This window comes from Pseudomonas sp. TWRC1-2, from assembly GCF_049896685.1.
Taxonomy (GTDB): domain Bacteria; phylum Pseudomonadota; class Gammaproteobacteria; order Pseudomonadales; family Pseudomonadaceae; genus Aquipseudomonas.
Map to the genome: position 1 here is coordinate 258,876 of NZ_JAFCUU010000006.1, position 15,673 is coordinate 274,548.

Here is a 15,673-nt window from a genome sequence, read left to right on the forward strand (position 1 = left end):
GAGTGTTCTCAGGGGAGATAGCAAATTGTGACAGAAAGTTACGCCGTCCAGTGATCCCTACCAACGGATTATCGCTTGAACGGTAACAAAGATTCACAGGAATGCCAGCTTATCGTTCCCCATGGCGCCCCCTAGAATTGCGCCACCTCTTGCGCAACACCACCTCAGGAATACGCTTGCCGTGCCGCGTCGCATCATCAGAGAGCTGAAGACTCTCAGTGTTTGGGCCTTATCGTTAGCAATCAGCGGCTGCATCGGAACCGGAGGAATCGCCCCCCAAGGCCGGGCCCTCAACGCCAATAACCTGGCCACCGACGAAGCCATCCAGAGCGCCGCCCACGACGCCCACTGGCCCACCACGCAATGGTGGCAAGCCTATGGCGATCCGCAACTCAATCAGTGGGTGCAACTTGCCACGCAAAACAGCCCGAGCCTGGCCATGGCCGCCGCGCGGGTGCGTGAGGCGCGGGCCATGGCCGGCATCGCCGAGTCGGCCGAGTCGTTGCAGATCAACAGTGACACCACCCTCAAACGCCACAACTGGCCGAAGGATCAGTTCTACGGCCCCGGCGAGTTGAGTGGAACAACCACCTGGGACAACAATTCGTCCCTGGGCCTGAGCTATGCCCTCGACCTGTGGGGCAGCGAAAGCAACGCCAGCGAGCGCGCTGTCGACCTGGCGCATATGAGCGCCGCCGAAGCGCGCCAGGCCCAGCTCGAATTGCAGAACAACGTGGTGCGCGCCTACATCCAGTTGTCCTTGCAGTACGCCAACCGCGACATCGTCGCCGCCACCCTGGCCCAGCAGCAGCAGATTCTCGACCTGGCCAATAAACGCCTGAACGCCGGGATCGGTACGCACTTGGACGTCAGCCAGGCCGAAACGCCGTTGCCGGAGACCCATCGCCAGCTCGACGCGCTCGACGAGGACATCGCCCTGAGCCGCAACCAACTGGCTGCTTTGGCGGGCAAAGGTCCGGGCGAGGGTGCACAACTGCAACGTCCGAGTTTGTCCCTCGCCGCGCCGCTGAAATTGCCGTCGAGCCTGCCGGCGCAATTGCTTGGCCAGCGCCCGGATGTGGTCGCCGGTCGGTGGCAGGTCGCCGCGCAAGCCCGTGGCATTGACGTCGCGCACGCCGGCTTCTACCCCAACGTCGACCTGGTCGGCAGCCTTGGCTACATGGCCACCGGCGGCGGCCTGCTGGAGTTTCTGGCGGGCAAGAAATTCAACTACAACGTCGGCCCGGCGATCACCTTGCCGATCTTCGACGGCGGTCGTTTGCGTGGGCAACTGGGCGAAGCCAGCGCCGGTTATGACCTGGCCGTGGCCAAGTACAACCAGACGCTGGTCAACGCGCTCAAGGGCATCAGCGACCAGTTGATCCGCCGCGAATCGATGGACAAGCAGGCGTCCTTCGCCGCGCAGTCCGTGGCCTCTGCGCAGAAAACCTACGACATCGCGATGATCGCCTACCAGCGCGGCCTCACCGATTACCTCAACGTGCTGAACGCCCAGACCTTGCTGTTCCACCAGCAGCAAATCGAACAACAGGTGCAAGCCGCACGCCTGAGTGCCCACGCAGAACTGGTCACCGCCCTGGGCGGCGGGCTCGGCGCCGGCAACGATGTGCCGCCAGACACCAAGACCCTCCCGAGCAAGACCCCGACGGCGCTTGCCGTGTTTGATCACTGAGTAGGATTTGATGACACCCTTGCCTGCACCGCTGCGCTGGTTGCACTCCCTGGAGTGGCGCCGTGGTTTTTTCGACTGGGCACGCAGCGATGGCGTGACCTGGGTCTATATCTTCAAGGTGCTGATCGCCGCGTTCCTCACGTTGTGGCTGGCGATGCGCCTGGAACTGCCGCAACCGCGCACTGCGATGATCACCGTGTTTATCGTGATGCAACCGCAGAGCGGCCAGGTCTTCGCCAAGAGTTTTTACCGCTTCCTCGGCACCCTGACGGGGTCGGCGGTGATGGTCTTGTTGATCGCCTTGTTTGCGCAGAACACCGAATTGTTCCTCGGCGCGTTGGCGATCTGGGTGGGCATTTGCACGGCCGGTGCGACGCGTAATCGCAACTTTCGCGCCTATGGGTTTGTGCTGGCAGGCTACACCGCGGCGATGGTCGGTTTGCCCGCGCTGGCCCACCCGGACGGGGCCTTTATGGCGGCGGTGTGGCGGGTGCTGGAAATCTCTTTGGGGATACTGTGCTCGACGTTGGTCAGCGCCGCGATCCTGCCACAAACCAGCAGCGCCGCGATGCGCAACGCCTTGTACCAGCGCTTCGGCGTGTTCGCGCTGTTTGTCACCGACGGCCTGCGTGGGCGCAGCCAGCGTGACGAGTTCGAGGCCAGCAATGTGCGCTTTATCGCCGAGGCCGTGGGCCTGGAAGGGCTGCGCAGCGTCACCGTATTTGAAGACCCGCACATGCGGCGGCGCAATGGCCGGCTGAGTCGCCTCAACAGCGAATTCATGAGCATCACCACGCGCTTCAACGCCTTGCACCAGTTGCTTGAGCGGCTGCGCACGGATGCAGCCGATCACATCGCCGCGGCAATCAAACCGGGCCTGCAAGACCTGGCGGAAGTCCTTGACGGTTTCTCCGGCCGTGCGCTCACCAGCCCCGATGCGGCGCGCCTGGTCAATCAATTGAGCGCCTATAAGGATGGACTGCCCGCCAAGGTGCGCAGCCTGCGTGCGAATTTTCAGCAAGGCAATCCGAGTGAAGCCGAGCAGCTGGATTTTCATACCGCCTACGAGCTGCTTTACCGCTTTGTCGATGACCTGCACAACTACGCGCAGACCCACGCATCACTGGCCGATCACAGCCATGAGCGCGAGCAGTGGAGCGAAGCCTACACGCCGAAAACCAACTGGCTGGCCTGCGCCGCTTCGGGGATTCGCGCGTCCTTTATCCTGATCGTGCTGGGCAGTTACTGGGTGGCCACCGCCTGGCCCAGCGGCGCGACCATGACCCTGATCGCCGCCGCCACCGTCGGCCTGTCCGCCGCCACGCCCAACCCGAAACGCATGGCCTTCCAGATGGCTTGCGGCACCTTGATCGGCGCGTTGGTGGGCTTTGTCGAAATGTTCTTTGTGTTCCCGTGGATCGACGGCTTCCCGCTGCTGTGCGTGATGCTTGCGCCGGTGATTATCTTCGGCTCGTTCCTCGCCTCCCGCCCGCGATACGCCGGCATCGGCGTGGGCTTGCTGATCTTTTTCAGCACCGGCTCGGTGCCGGACAACCTGACGGTCTACAACCCTTACAGCTTTATCAATGACTACATCGCCATGGTCATTGGCATGCTGGTGTGCGCGGCAGCTGGCGCGATTATCCTGCCGCCGAACAGCCGCTGGTTGTGGCGCCGCCTGGAGCAGGACCTGCGCGAGCAGGTGGTGTACGCGATCAGCGGCAAGCTCAAGGGCCTGGCGTCGAGTTTTGAAAGCCGCACCCGCGACCTGCTGCACCAGGCCTACGGCCTCGCCGTCGGCCAGCCGCACGTGCAACGCGACTTGCTGCGCTGGATGTTTGTGGTGCTGGAAGTCGGCCACGCGATCATCGAGTTGCGCAAGGAGCAGGCGATATTGCCGGTGCACCCGGCGTATGCCGAGTCGCAACCCTGGCGCCAGGCGATCCGCGTGATGGGCCGCTCGCTGGTGCGGCTGTTCCTGCAACCGAGCGCCAGCAACCTGGAGCGCGGGTTGATTGCCGTCGACCATGCGATCAGCCGCGTGCAGGCCACCGATGAACCCTTCGCCCCGCACTTCGACACCTCGGCGTTGCGCCGGGTGAAAAGCTACCTGCACTTTATCCGCACGTCGTTGCTGGACCCGCAATCGCCCCTGGCCGCCCTCAAAGGATCCCCGAATGCCTCGTGAAATCGCATTCCACGGCGTCTACATGCCGACCATGACCCTGATGTTTTTTATCGCCGCAGGGCTGGCCTGGGCCTTGGACCGCTTCCTGGCCGGGTTCGACCTGTACCGTTTTTTCTGGCACCCGGCGTTGCTGCGCCTGAGCCTGTTCGTTTGCTTGTTCGGCGCCCTGGCGCTGACCGTCTACCGTTGAGAATGCCCCGATGAAAAAGTTTTTCAGCCTGCTCGCGACCTTGCTGGTACTGGCTTTGGCGATCTGGATTGGCCGCACATTGTGGGTGCACTACATGGAGACGCCGTGGACCCGCGATGGCCGCGTGCGCGCCGACATCATCAACGTGGCGGCCGACGTCACCGGCGAAGTGGTAGACGTACCGGTGCGTGACAACCAGTTGGTGAAAAAGGGCGACCTGCTGATGCAGATCGACCCCGAGCACTACCGCATCGCGGTCAAGCAGGCGCAATCGCTGGTGGCTTCGCGCAAGGCCACTTGGGAGATGCGCAAGGTCAACGCCCACCGCCGCGCCGACCTCGACGCCCTGGTGATCTCCAAGGAAAACCGCGACGACGCGAGCAACATCGCCGACTCGGCGTTGGCCGATTACCAGCACGCACTGGCGCAACTGGAAGCGGCTGAGCTGAATTTGAAACGCACTCAAGTGGTGGCGGCGGTGGATGGTTACGTCACCAACCTCAACGTGCACCGGGGCGACTACGCGCGCATCGGCGAAGCAAAAATGGCCGTGGTCGATATGAATTCGTTCTGGGTGTATGGCTTCTTTGAAGAAACCAAGTTGCCCCACGTCAAAGTCGGTGACAAAGCTGATATGCAATTGATGAGCGGCGAGACCCTTAAGGGCCATGTGGAAAGCATCTCGCGCGGCATCTACGACCGTGACAACCCCGAGAGCCGCGAACTGATCGCCGATGTGAACCCGACCTTCAACTGGGTGCGCCTGGCCCAGCGCGTGCCGGTGCGCATTCACATTGATGAAGTGCCGGAGGGCGTGCTGTTGGCAGCGGGCATTACTTGCACGGTGATCGTCAACCCAACACAACACTAAACTGTGGCAACTGGCTTGTGTGGGAGCTGGCTTGCCTGCGATGGCGGACTGTCAGTTGAAGTATGTATGGCTGACCCACCGCTATCGCAGGCAAGCCAGCTCCCACATTTGACCGTGTTAGGCCTTGATGAAGGTTTCGTGCAAATGGCGCCACAGCAACGCCCCGCTGGCCTGCTTCTCGAACACCACGGTGGCGCGTCGATCAGTCTGCGTGCCGCTGTCATCAACCTGATGTTCGCGGTAAGTCACCGTGGCGCCGCGTGCATGGCGGTCGATTCCGGTCATCTCGCTCAAGGTGATTTTCAAGCCCGGGCGCATACCGCCAAGGCGCGTGAACAGTGCTTCCACCCCGGCCGCATTTACCCGCGTGCCGGTGGCGGGTGCGACCATGCTGAACTCGGGTGAGAAGCGCGCCAGCAAGGTTTCCAGTGTGCCTTCAGGCGCAACGCCGGCAAACCATTGCTCGATCTCGACGTGGGTCTGGATCACTTCCTCAAAAAAATCGCTGTAATCAATCATGGCTGGGCTCGTTGGCTGGGTGAAGCAGTGTCCGTACTCTGGAAGCGTCCAGGCGCAGCACTGCAAAAAGGGGCAGCAGTGTCAGGGCTGCCGCTATCGTGAAGGTTATGGCGAAGGAATCCAAGGCCGACAACAACGCACTGAGTGCCGCCGCGCCGAGGCAAAAACTCACTTGTCGATTGATATTCCACAACGCGCTGGCGTCGCCCATGTGCTCGGCGGGAATGTCGAGAAACGCCAGGGTCTGCGCGGTGCTGCTGCACAGGCTGCCGCCCAGGCCCATCAAAGCGTAGGCAAGAATTACTGAGGCCGGCTGGTTCAGCAGCAGGATGCCGATGCATTGCAGGGCCATGCCCGCCAGCAACAGCGGTTTTGGGCCGCAACGGTTAAACAGTTTTTTGCTGAGGTAAATCGCCATTGCTGATGCCAGTGCCCACGGCAACATCAATGCGCCGGTGCGTGTGGCGTCGTAGCCCAGGCCGCGCAAGTAAAGGATGGCGATCAGGCTGGTGCCGATAAAGACGCCAGGGATGAACAGATAGACCAACATCGCCACGCGCAGCATCGGGCTACGGATCTGCGTGAAGATGCTGCCCACGTCCAGGGCCGGGCGCACCGTGGCAGGCGCGTCAGGTTTTATCCACAGCAGTGCCAGCAGCAACGTGATCAACGCCAGCGGCAGGTTGACATAGAAGATCCAGCGCCACGACAGGCTGTCGACGATCAACCCACCCAGGGCCGGCGACAGCGCCGGCACCAGCAGCGCCACCGACATCACCCGCGCCGTCAACTGGCTGCGTTCTGCCGCTGGAAAATGCCGATAGGCCATGGCCTGGCCCACGGGAATCAGCAGTCCGCCGCCCAAGCCTTGCAGCGCCCGCCAGCCAATCAGGGTTTCGATAGAACTCGCCTGGCCGACCATCAGCGAAGCCCCCGCGAATAAAAGCAGGCTCGCCGCGATCAGTGTTCGCTCGCCCATCAGTGCCGCCAGCCAAACGCTCAGGGGAATGATCACGGTCAACCCAAGCATGTAGGCATTGCTGATCCAGGCCAATTGTGTGACCGAGGCGTGCAGCTCGCGGGCGATGTCCGGGTAGGCGACCGTGGCGACAAACATGTTCACCAGGTCCAGGGCAAAGCCGAATAAAAAGATCCAGGCGACTTTCGAGCGGTAGGTCATGGACGCGATCCTGCGAATGAAGCGCGCAGGGTAGGCCGCTTGCAGGATTTGGGCTACGCCGGTTTGCCTGTTAGTTTGTCAAAAATATTTTGACAAAGGAGGGCGCGGCCGATGGTCAGCCTGGACCGATTCGACACCTTCAAGGCTGTGGTAGAAGCCGGTTCGCTTACCGCTGCGGCCGATTTGCTGGGCCAGACCCGCGCCGTGGTCAGCTTCAACCTCAAGCGCCTGGAAGCAGAGCTGGGCGTGACCCTGCTGACCCGCAATACCCGCCAACTGGCGCTGACCGATGCCGGCGAGCGTTTTTATCTGCGCTGCACACGCATGCTTGAAGAAGCGCGCCTGGCGGTGGAAGAGGCGCGCTCCGAACATGCCCAGCTCAAAGGCACGTTGCGCATCACCACCACAGTCGAATACGCGCTGGCGGTGGTTGCCCCTGCAATCGAGGCCTTTCGGCGCTTGCACCCGGACCTGAACATTCACTTATCCACCTCCTCGACCCACGCCGATTTGATCTCGGAACGCTTTGATGTGGCGATTCGACTGGGACGTCTGCTCGACTCCAATCACCGTGCGGTGCAGTTGTCGACCTTTGAGGTGTTTGCAGTGGCAGCGCCCGAGTTTGCCGAGGTTCAAACGCTGGATGCGTTGGAGCAGGTGCCCAAGCTGGGCCATGGCCGTTTGACCGAACTGAGCCTGACCGACCCGGCCGGTGGTGAGCATCAATACCGCGCCGGCCCGACTGCGCTGGTGGCCGACAGTGCGGCCGTGCTTCAGGCGTTTGCCGTGCGCGGCCACGGTGTGGCGGTGCTGCCGCAATGGTTGGTGCAGGATGACCTGGCGGCGGGGCGCTTGGTGCGCTTGTTGGCGGACCATCGTTTTGCGCCACAGGGGATTTATGCGATGTACCCGGACACGCGGCATTTGCCGCTGAAGGTGCGGGCGTTTATTGATTTCATGAAAGGCTAGAGCGAGCCCGACAGGCCGAAGCGCTTCTTCAAGACTTTTTCCAACAGGGCCTTGGGCACCAAGGCCGCCATCAGTGGCAGCGCCCGGCAGCCATTGCCCGCGCGCAGCAGCCGTGGCGGCGTTGGCTGTTGCACGGCCTTTAATACCTGCGCCGCGAATTGCTCGGCCGAGGTCGGGTTGTTCTGCGAGGCCTGGGAGCGCGCACGAATGCCTTCGCGCAACGGCCACCACGGTGACTTTTCGTTGATCAACAGCTCGGCCTGGGCGCCGGCGTTTTTCGCAAAATGCGTGTCGATAGCACCCGGCTGCACTTCCATCACGCGCACACCAAATGGCGCCAGCTCCATGCGCAGTGCGTCGCTCAACGCGTGCACTGCCGCTTTCGAGGCGCAGTAGGCGCCGGCAAACGGTGTCACCAATACGCCGGAGACGCTGCCGATGTTCACCACCAGGCCTTTGGCTCGGCGCAGGGCAGGAAACAGCGCCTGGGTCACGCCGACGATGGAAAACACATTGGTTTCGAACTGGCGTTGCATGGCCTCGGTGCCGCCGTCGAGCAGCGGGCCCATGGCGCCGTAGCCGGCATTGTTGATCAGCACGTCCAGCCCGCCGATCTGTTCGGCGAGCGCCTTGAGCGCCATGGCGTCGTTGACGTCCAGTTGCACGGCCTTGAAACCGGCGGCAGCCAGGGCGCTCACATCATCAGGCTGGCGGGCGCTGGCCCACACTTCATGGCCTGCGGTTTTGAAGGCATCGGCCAGGGCGCGGCCGATGCCGCTGGAGCAGCCGGTGATCAGTACAGTGGGCATGAATCAATCCTTTGTCAGTCCGAGAAACTGCCTTGCAGGTGCTCGGCGCGAAATTCCAGGGTTTGCGGGCGGTAGCCGGGGCGCAGCGGTGGTGTGGGCAGGCAGTCGTCCCAGGTGGCGCCGGCCTGCAACTCGCCGGGGCCGCGATAGCGTGGAGCGGCGTAGACATTGTCGGCCAGGTTGACGGAGTCGCCCGGTGCATACGCTGCAACGCGCCAGCGCAGTTCGGTCAGCGGTACGTCGTTGCCGTTGCTCAGGACCAGTTTCAGCGGCCGGTCTGGCGGGCATTCCTGCGGCGCATAGCTGATGCGCAGTTCCAGGCGCGACAGTTGCGAGGCTTCGCGGCTGTCCAGCCACACCACCCAAATCGCCACACAGCCCAGGCCGACAGCGGCGGCCAGCGACACCGGCAACGCCTTGGCCGGGTAGCGCAGCAGCAGGATCAGCCAGGTGATGATCAGGAGAACGCCGAAGAACATGGAGACCACCTCGAATAGGGAACGAGCATCCTAACTTAAGCGTAGGTGGGATTGGCGAGCTTGAGATAAGTGTTGACTGGGCGGACGCCATCGCAGGCAAGCCAGCTCCCACCTTCGACTGCATTCACAAATCAAAAGGTGGGAGGGGGGCTTGCCCCCGATGACTGACTTACTGAGCAGAAGAATCCGCCTGCAACCCTTCGATGCAAGCCTCTCGACCAAGACCAAACTGGTCTCGGCCCATCGCAGGCAAGCCAGCTCCCACAGTTAACCGGGTACATCCGTTGGAATGCGGTCAACTGTGGGAGCTGGCTTGCCTGCGAAGAGGCCTTCAGCAACACCCAAAACCCCACAAAAAAAGCCCCCACCCAACCCACTGCGGATAGGGGACGCAATGGGCTGGGTGAGGGCTTCTTTCTACGACTGTATTACTGCGCGATAGTTTTCACCGACACGCCACGTTCAACCGGCGTGGAGCGCCCGTAGATATCTTCGAAGCGCTCGATATCGTCTTCGCCCAGGTAGCTGCCCGATTGCACTTCGATGATTTCCAACGGGATCTTGCCCGGGTTGCGCAGGCGGTGCACCGAGGCGATCGGGATGTAGGTGGACTGGTTCTCGCAGAGCAGGAACACGTTCTCGTCACAGGTGACTTCGGCCGTGCCGCTGACCACGATCCAGTGCTCGGCGCGGTGGTGGTGCATTTGCAGGGACAGGCACGCGCCCGGCTTGACCGAGATGTGCTTGACCTGGAAGCGACCGCCCATGTCCACCGAGTCGTAAGAGCCCCACGGACGATAGACTTCGCAGTGGTTCTGGGTTTCGCTGCGGCCCTGGTCGTTGAGGGTGCTGACCATCTGCTTGACGCCCTGGACCTTGTCCTTGTGGGCAATCATCATCGCGTCCTTGGTTTCCACCACCACGATGTTGTCCAGGCCGATCACCGACACCAGCTTGCCGTTGCCGTGAATCATGCAGTTGCGGCTGTCCTGGATCACCACGTCGCCTTTGCTGACGTTACCGTGGATGTCTTTATCGTTGACCGCCCACAGCGAGGCCCAGCAACCCACGTCGCTCCAGCCGGCACTCAGCGGTACCACGCACGCGCGCTGGGTTTTTTCCATCACGGCGTAGTCGATGGAATTGTCCGGGCAGCAGGCGAAGGTGGCTTCGTCGAAGGTCACGGTGTCTGCGGTCTGCTCGCTACGTTCCAGGGTCAACAGGCAGGTGTCGTAGATGTCCGGATCGTGTTTTTTCAGCTCTTCGAGGAAGCGGCTGGCGCGGAACAGAAACATGCCGCTGTTCCAGAAGTAACCGCCGCTTTTGACGAACTCGACCGCGCGTTTTTCATTGGGTTTTTCGACGAACTGTTCAACGCGGCTCACGCCTTCGGGCAGCAGCGAATCGTTGGTGGACTTGATGTAGCCATAACCGGTTTCCGGACGGGTGGCCGGTACGCCGAACAGCACCATCTCGCCACGCTCGGCCGCCACGGTGGCCAGGGCCAGGGCGCGTTGCAGGGCTTTCTGGTCGTCGATCACGTGGTCGGCCGGCAGCACCAGCATCAGCTCGTCGCGGCCTTCGTTGACCAGCATCATCGCCGTCAGGGCCACGGCCGGCGCAGTGTTGCGACCGAACGGCTCCATCAGGATGCGCTGGCATTCGAGCTTACGCGTGCTCAGTTGCTCGTTGACGATAAAACGGTGGTCCTTATTGCAGACCACGATCGGTGAGTCCATGCCTTCGAACACCAGACGCTCCAGGGTTTGCTGGAACAGCGTGTGCTCGCCGGTCAGGGCCAGGAATTGCTTAGGGAACTGTTTGCGGGAAAGCGGCCAAAGACGTGAGCCGCTACCACCGGAAAGGATTACTGGGATCATGTGTTTCTCCTTGAATCAATTTGGGTCAGAGCTACGAAGGTTTGTCGTTTCACTCTTGTTTTTGTCTCGGTCTGAACTGACACCCTGGTCCTTGTGGGAGCTGGCTTGCCTGCGATGCAGACGACTCGGTGTTTTAGTTACACCGCAGTGATGCCATCGCGGGCAAGCCCGGCTCCCACAGGGGGCATGGGTCAGTTCAAGAATCTAATCAGCGGGTCGATACCGGGCGTTTTACCCAGACTGGCGAAATGCTCGAACCGGAACCGGTCACATACAGCACCGCCGCTTCACCGCGCTCCAGGGCCACTGGTTTCACGTCGCCGACCTTTTTGTCGCCGTCATACAGGGCCAGGCTCACCTTCACCGGGTTGATTTCACGCTCGCCACGGCCTTTGGCGGCCACCGACTTGACCACGTCGGTCTTGCCGTCGGCGGTTTTCAGGGTCAGGGCCTTGTCGCTGAGGTTCTGCACGCGCACCAGGGATTTCTGCTTGTTCTTGAACGGCGGTTCTTCGATCAGTTGGGGCTGGCCGCTGCCGCTGTTGACCAGGGTGTAGTAGTGGTCGGCGGCGAGTTTGACCGGCACGGTCTGGCTGCCGACCTTGGCGCTGTAGTCGCCGCCCGGCATGAAGCTGAAGTCACTGCTGGCCAGCGGCGCAACGTCGCTCAGGTTGGTGGCGCCGACGGTGGCGCTGACTTCCTGGTTGCTGGCGTTGTACACACGTACAAAGCTTGAGCCTTTCGGCGCAGTTGGGCCGTAAAGGGCGGCGTCGCCCCCGGCGAAGGCGGACATCGATACGAAGCTCAAGCCGGCAGCAATGGCCAGGGTCTTGGCGAGACGACGCGGAGTAGTAGTGAAAGTCATGTGAGTTACCTCTCTTTCAGTTTTGCGCCCGGTCGGGCGTCTCGGATTTTTGGGTTTTAGCTGGGGTGTTCAGTGCCATGTTCTGTTGGCGCGAACCGGCTTGTTTAAGCTGCGCAACCCACTGCGGGTCGGCATCACCGATTTCGTTGTTGACGGGCAGATAACGTTCAGGGAACTCCCAGATCAGCACCTGTGGCGGGCTGTTCTTGAAGTCGTCGCTTTTGAGGTAGCTGAGCATCGGCAGAATCGGGCCGTGGCCGTCTTCGGAGTAGTTGATGACGTCGCTGTGCAAGGCTTGCTTGAGGGCGCCGACGAAGTTCCAGTTGGGGTTGGCGCTGTAGCTGGTGCCGACCAGTGCCACTGGGGTTTCGCTGTCGCTGAACAGGCCGTCGTCGCCTTTGTTTTCAGCCAGGTGCGTCACGCGTTTTTGCAGCGGCTCTTTGGGCGGCATCAGGTTTTCGAACAGCGGGTCCAGCGGCAGGAACAGACGCAGGTCGCCTTTGTGCGGCTCGGTTTTTTCCGCTTCGGTGACGAAGCGCTGCGGCTCACCGCTGAGCGGAGCCTTTTCGCTGATCACCTTGGCCAGTTGCTTGGCGGCAATTTCAGCGCCGTCCGGGGTCCAGTGGGTGTCGGTGCGCAGGAACACTTGCGTGCCGCCCAGCTTGGCCTGTTGCAGCGGGCCTAGCAGGTCGGGCGCGATGATCTTGTCGGCGGCGACACGGGCATGGAAGTCCTGATACAGGTTGGCGTGGATGCTCGCCGGTTTCACTTCGCCCAGGTGTTCCGGGTACAGGCGCACCTTGGCCGGCACAATCGCCATGACCAATTGAATGCCCTGAGCCTTGAGCTTCTGGCGCACGCCTTCGACCAGCGCGTAGTTGCCCTCAAGGTTCTGGTCTTCGTTGACGATGGGGTTGAACTCCTCGTCGCTGTACAACCAGTGATCACGGCCCAGCACTACGCCAGGGCGGCCTTCGTTGAACAGCTTGTAGTCCAGCGCGGCCCACAGGTTGGTGCCGATGCGCTTGATCGGGAACTGGTCGTCGTAGTGTGTTTCGACGGCCTTGGTCCAGCGGCCGTTAAGCACGGTCGCGTCGGCGTTGGTGCTGAAGCCGAAGAAGCTGCGCATCGACCAGGCGCCCAGGGCCAGCAGCACCAGCAGGAACAGCGCGATATAGAGGACGCGGAATGAACGGGTCATGGTCGGCTCCCCTCAGAATTGGAAGTAAAGGAACGGCGAGAAACTCTGCGCCGACAGTTTCAGGATTGACGCCACGAACAGCAGCAGTACAGCGCCGCGCATGGCGTAGCGTGGCCAGTCAGCGGTCCAGTAGGCCGGCTGCACGGCGGCGTCCTGGCCGACGGTGAAACCTGGCTGGTGGATGCTGCCCGGGTTGTCGCCCGGCACGGCCTTGATCAGGCTCGGGTCGGCCGGCTTGGCTTTCTCGGCAGGGCGGTTGGTGTAGAAATCGCGCAGGCCGAAGAACGCCAACGTTGCGTACGCCACCACCAGGGTTGCCACTTGCAGGCCGGTGAGGCTGGCGCGGTTGAGTTCCGACAGCGACCATTCGCCAAAGCTGAACATTGCGCCGTACATACGGCCGGCGACGTGCAGGTTCTCTGAGCGGAAGATCACCCAGCCCATCACTACCAGCAGGAAGGTGAAGGCCCAGCGCACCACGTTGAAGCTGCGCGGCGCGGTGTTGAGGCCGATGGCTTTTTCAATCGCCAGCCACATGCCGTGCCAGGCACCCCACACGATGTAGGTGATGTTCGCGCCGTGCCACAGGCCACCGAGCAGCATGGTCAGGAACAGGTTGCGGTAGGTGATCAGCGTGCCTTTACGGTTGCCGCCCAGGGTGATGTACAGGTAGTCACGCAGCCAGGTGGACAGGCTGATGTGCCAGCGACGCCAGAACTCGGTGATCGACTGGCTGATGTACGGCTGCTTGAAGTTTTCCATGAAGCGAAAACCCATCATCAAGCCCAGGCCGATGGCCATGTCGCTGTAGCCGGAGAAGTCGAAGTACAGCTGCGCGGTGTACGCCAGCGCACCCAGCCAGGCATCGCCCGTGGTGGGGTTTTGCAGGGCGAAGCAATGGTCGGCGACCACCGCCAGGGTGTCGGCGATAAAGACCTTCTTGATGAAACCCTGCATGAACCGCGTGCAGCCCTCGGAGAACTTGTCGAGGGTGTGCGTGCGGTTGTTGAACTGGTCGGCCAGGTCGCGAAAGCGCAACACCGGGCCGGCAATCAGGTGCGGGAAGATCGCCACGAACGCCGCAAAGTCGATGAGGTTGCGGGTGGCCGGGGTGTCGCCGCGGTACACGTCGATGATGTAGCTGATGGACTCGAAGATGTAGAACGAGATGCCGATCGGCAACAACACGTGGGTAAGGATGAACGGCTCCAGACCCACCGACTTCATCATCACGTTGATGCTGTCGACACCGAAGTTGGCGTACTTGAAGTAGCCGAGGATGCACAGGTCGACCGCCACGCCCAACAGCAGCCAGCGCTGGGCCGGCTTGGTGCGTACGCCTGCCGCACCGACCTTGAGGCCGATCCAGTAATTCCACAGCGTTACAGCGGCAAACAGCGCCAGGAAGTCCACTCGCCACCAGGCGTAGAACACGTAGCTGGCAATCAGCAGCAGCAGGTTGCGATAGCGTTGCCCGCTCAAGTAGTACAAGCCGAGAAAGATCGGCAAGAACAGAAACAGGAACACATTGGACGAGAAAACCATCCCGATCTCTCCATGTTTAACAGACAGTCAAGGGCCAGAGCCCCCCCAAACCCCCCCACGATTTCGGGGGAGGCCGTACAACATTCCTACTGACGAAACCGGCTCAAACTGTGGGAGGGGGCTTGCCCCTCCCACCTTTCCAACCGCGTTGCGTCAGATTCCTTTGTTGCCCTTTTCATGCGTCGGGTCGTAGACCTTGGTCAGGTCACCGCCGAGTCGGAAGGTCTTGAACGGCTGCATGCCATGCTTGCGTTCGAGCACATCCGGGGCGCAGGTGTAGAGGGTGCAGAAGGGTTCAAGCCAGGCAAATTTCATGTCTTCCTTGAGGTCCTTCATGTCCTGCTCTTTGCCGTTCTTCTTCTCGAAGATCTCCGGGTCTTTCACCCCGGCCAGCACTTTGTCGCCCAGGCGTTTGAGCGCGCCGTTGTTTTCCTGGCGCAGATCCACGCCGTTGACCAAGGCAAAGCTTGCGATCATCGACAGCGGCGGCAATGCGTAGTTGTGGTACGACAGAGCCCGCTGCTGGCGCTTCAATTCGTTGGGCAAAAAGCCCTGGTCATCGACCTGGTTGGCGCCGACTTTGTATTCCTTCACGGCCCAATCAAACAGGTCGCGACGGTTGGTGGCGACGGAGGTTGCCATCACCGACCAGGCGGCCCAGTAGGAGTGGTTGTTGGTTTTTTCCAGCGGCAGGTTGTCCCAATCGCTCACCACCTGATCGGCCAGCTTGTTGAACCAGGCTTCGATCACCTGCGACTCCTGCTGGTGGTTGGCCAACGGGTGGGAGTCGGAGAACTTCAGGCGCACATAGGCCGAGGCCATGCTGCCCAGCGCCCATTTGCGCATGGACTTGCCGGTGTGGTTGAAGTCCTTGGACATCAACGCATCCGCCTTGGCCCAGCTGGTCAGCCAGTTGAGCGTGCATTCCAGCTGCTGCGGACGACCGTCGCGCATGAACTGCATCACGCGCTTGCTGGTGTCTTTTTCCAGCTTGGTGATGTCGGCCGTGCTGTCGCGAAAGGCTTTTTCGGACTGCACATTCAAGGTGGAACGGGCTTTGTCCGAACCTTCGTACTTGCTGCGAAATTGCAGCGAGCCGGTGTACGGCGCCGGCATGGCGTCGCAGTCATTCTTGAAGTCGCCGGTCTTGAACGCTTCCACCGGGGCGAAATAGCCCCGAGGTGGACGCAGTGGCGCGGCGGCGTTGACTGAACCGGCGAACATCGCCAGGCCAAGCAGCGTTGGAATCAATAACTTCTGCATAGGTAACCTCATTGCGCACTT

General features: G+C 61.6%; 14 protein-coding genes. 5 read left to right on the plus strand and 9 right to left on the minus strand.

Annotated features, from left to right (window positions below; translation table 11 throughout):
- The first annotated feature begins 181 nt into the window (after positions 1-181).
- Genes ACP7B3_RS19100 through ACP7B3_RS19115 form a run of 4 tightly spaced genes read left to right on the plus strand, consistent with a single transcriptional unit; the run spans position 182 to position 4,942 of the window.
- The gene (locus tag ACP7B3_RS19100; protein ID WP_426180218.1) at positions 182-1,693 is read left to right on the plus strand and encodes an efflux transporter outer membrane subunit; all 1,512 of its coding nucleotides are present in this window, start codon (positions 182-184) and stop codon (positions 1,691-1,693) included.
- A gap of 10 nt (positions 1,694-1,703) precedes the next feature.
- Entirely contained in the window at positions 1,704-3,881 is a 2,178-nt protein-coding gene (locus ACP7B3_RS19105) for an FUSC family protein (RefSeq protein ID WP_426180220.1), read from the plus strand.
- Complete coding sequence (locus ACP7B3_RS19110; protein WP_119738415.1) at positions 3,871-4,071, plus strand: DUF1656 domain-containing protein; 201 nt, start codon at positions 3,871-3,873, stop codon at positions 4,069-4,071. The genes ACP7B3_RS19105 and ACP7B3_RS19110 overlap by 11 nt, the downstream gene beginning before the upstream one ends.
- 10 nt (positions 4,072-4,081) lie before the next feature.
- On the plus strand, positions 4,082-4,942 hold the full coding sequence (locus ACP7B3_RS19115) for an efflux RND transporter periplasmic adaptor subunit (protein WP_404486977.1): 861 nt from the start codon (positions 4,082-4,084) through the stop codon (positions 4,940-4,942).
- 117 nt (positions 4,943-5,059) lie between these two features.
- Here ACP7B3_RS19115 and ACP7B3_RS19120 read toward each other — a convergent pair whose 3' ends face one another.
- Positions 5,060-5,461 (minus strand): DUF4440 domain-containing protein, encoded by a 402-nt coding sequence (locus tag ACP7B3_RS19120; RefSeq protein ID WP_426180222.1) that lies wholly within the window; start codon positions 5,459-5,461, stop codon positions 5,060-5,062.
- Positions 5,454-6,641, minus strand: a complete 1,188-nt coding sequence (locus ACP7B3_RS19125; protein WP_426180224.1) for an MFS transporter — start codon at positions 6,639-6,641, stop codon at positions 5,454-5,456. Before ACP7B3_RS19125 ends, ACP7B3_RS19120 begins: the two co-directional genes overlap by 8 nt.
- Before the next feature lie 111 nt (positions 6,642-6,752).
- Here ACP7B3_RS19125 and ACP7B3_RS19130 point away from each other — a divergent pair, with 111 nt between their 5' ends.
- A complete protein-coding gene (locus ACP7B3_RS19130; RefSeq protein ID WP_426180226.1) occupies positions 6,753-7,610 on the plus strand; it encodes a LysR substrate-binding domain-containing protein in 858 nt (285 codons plus the stop codon).
- Here ACP7B3_RS19130 and ACP7B3_RS19135 read toward each other — a convergent pair.
- The 7 genes from ACP7B3_RS19135 to ACP7B3_RS19165 all read right to left on the minus strand — a co-directional run bounded on the left by ACP7B3_RS19135 (position 7,607) and on the right by ACP7B3_RS19165 (position 15,652).
- Positions 7,607-8,419, minus strand: a complete 813-nt coding sequence (locus tag ACP7B3_RS19135) for an SDR family oxidoreductase (protein ID WP_145161259.1) — start codon at positions 8,417-8,419, stop codon at positions 7,607-7,609. The two genes, ACP7B3_RS19130 and ACP7B3_RS19135, sit on opposite strands and share 4 nt — an antisense overlap.
- Before the next feature lie 14 nt (positions 8,420-8,433).
- Entirely contained in the window at positions 8,434-8,898 is a 465-nt protein-coding gene (locus ACP7B3_RS19140; RefSeq protein WP_106579538.1) for a multidrug transporter, read from the minus strand.
- A gap of 428 nt (positions 8,899-9,326) precedes the next feature.
- Entirely contained in the window at positions 9,327-10,778 is a 1,452-nt protein-coding gene (locus ACP7B3_RS19145) for a mannose-1-phosphate guanylyltransferase/mannose-6-phosphate isomerase (protein WP_119738428.1), read from the minus strand.
- A gap of 208 nt (positions 10,779-10,986) precedes the next feature.
- On the minus strand, positions 10,987-11,643 hold the full coding sequence (locus ACP7B3_RS19150; protein WP_053254501.1) for an alginate O-acetyltransferase AlgF: 657 nt from the start codon (positions 11,641-11,643) through the stop codon (positions 10,987-10,989).
- 16 nt (positions 11,644-11,659) lie between these two features.
- The gene (locus ACP7B3_RS19155) at positions 11,660-12,844 is read right to left on the minus strand and encodes an alginate O-acetyltransferase (protein ID WP_262206499.1); all 1,185 of its coding nucleotides are present in this window, start codon (positions 12,842-12,844) and stop codon (positions 11,660-11,662) included.
- Between the two features lie 12 nt (positions 12,845-12,856).
- Complete coding sequence (locus ACP7B3_RS19160) at positions 12,857-14,389, minus strand: MBOAT family O-acyltransferase (RefSeq protein ID WP_262206501.1); 1,533 nt, start codon at positions 14,387-14,389, stop codon at positions 12,857-12,859.
- A gap of 153 nt (positions 14,390-14,542) precedes the next feature.
- A complete protein-coding gene (locus ACP7B3_RS19165; protein WP_426180230.1) occupies positions 14,543-15,652 on the minus strand; it encodes a mannuronate-specific alginate lyase in 1,110 nt (369 codons plus the stop codon).
- Between the last annotated feature and the right edge of the window lie 21 nt (positions 15,653-15,673).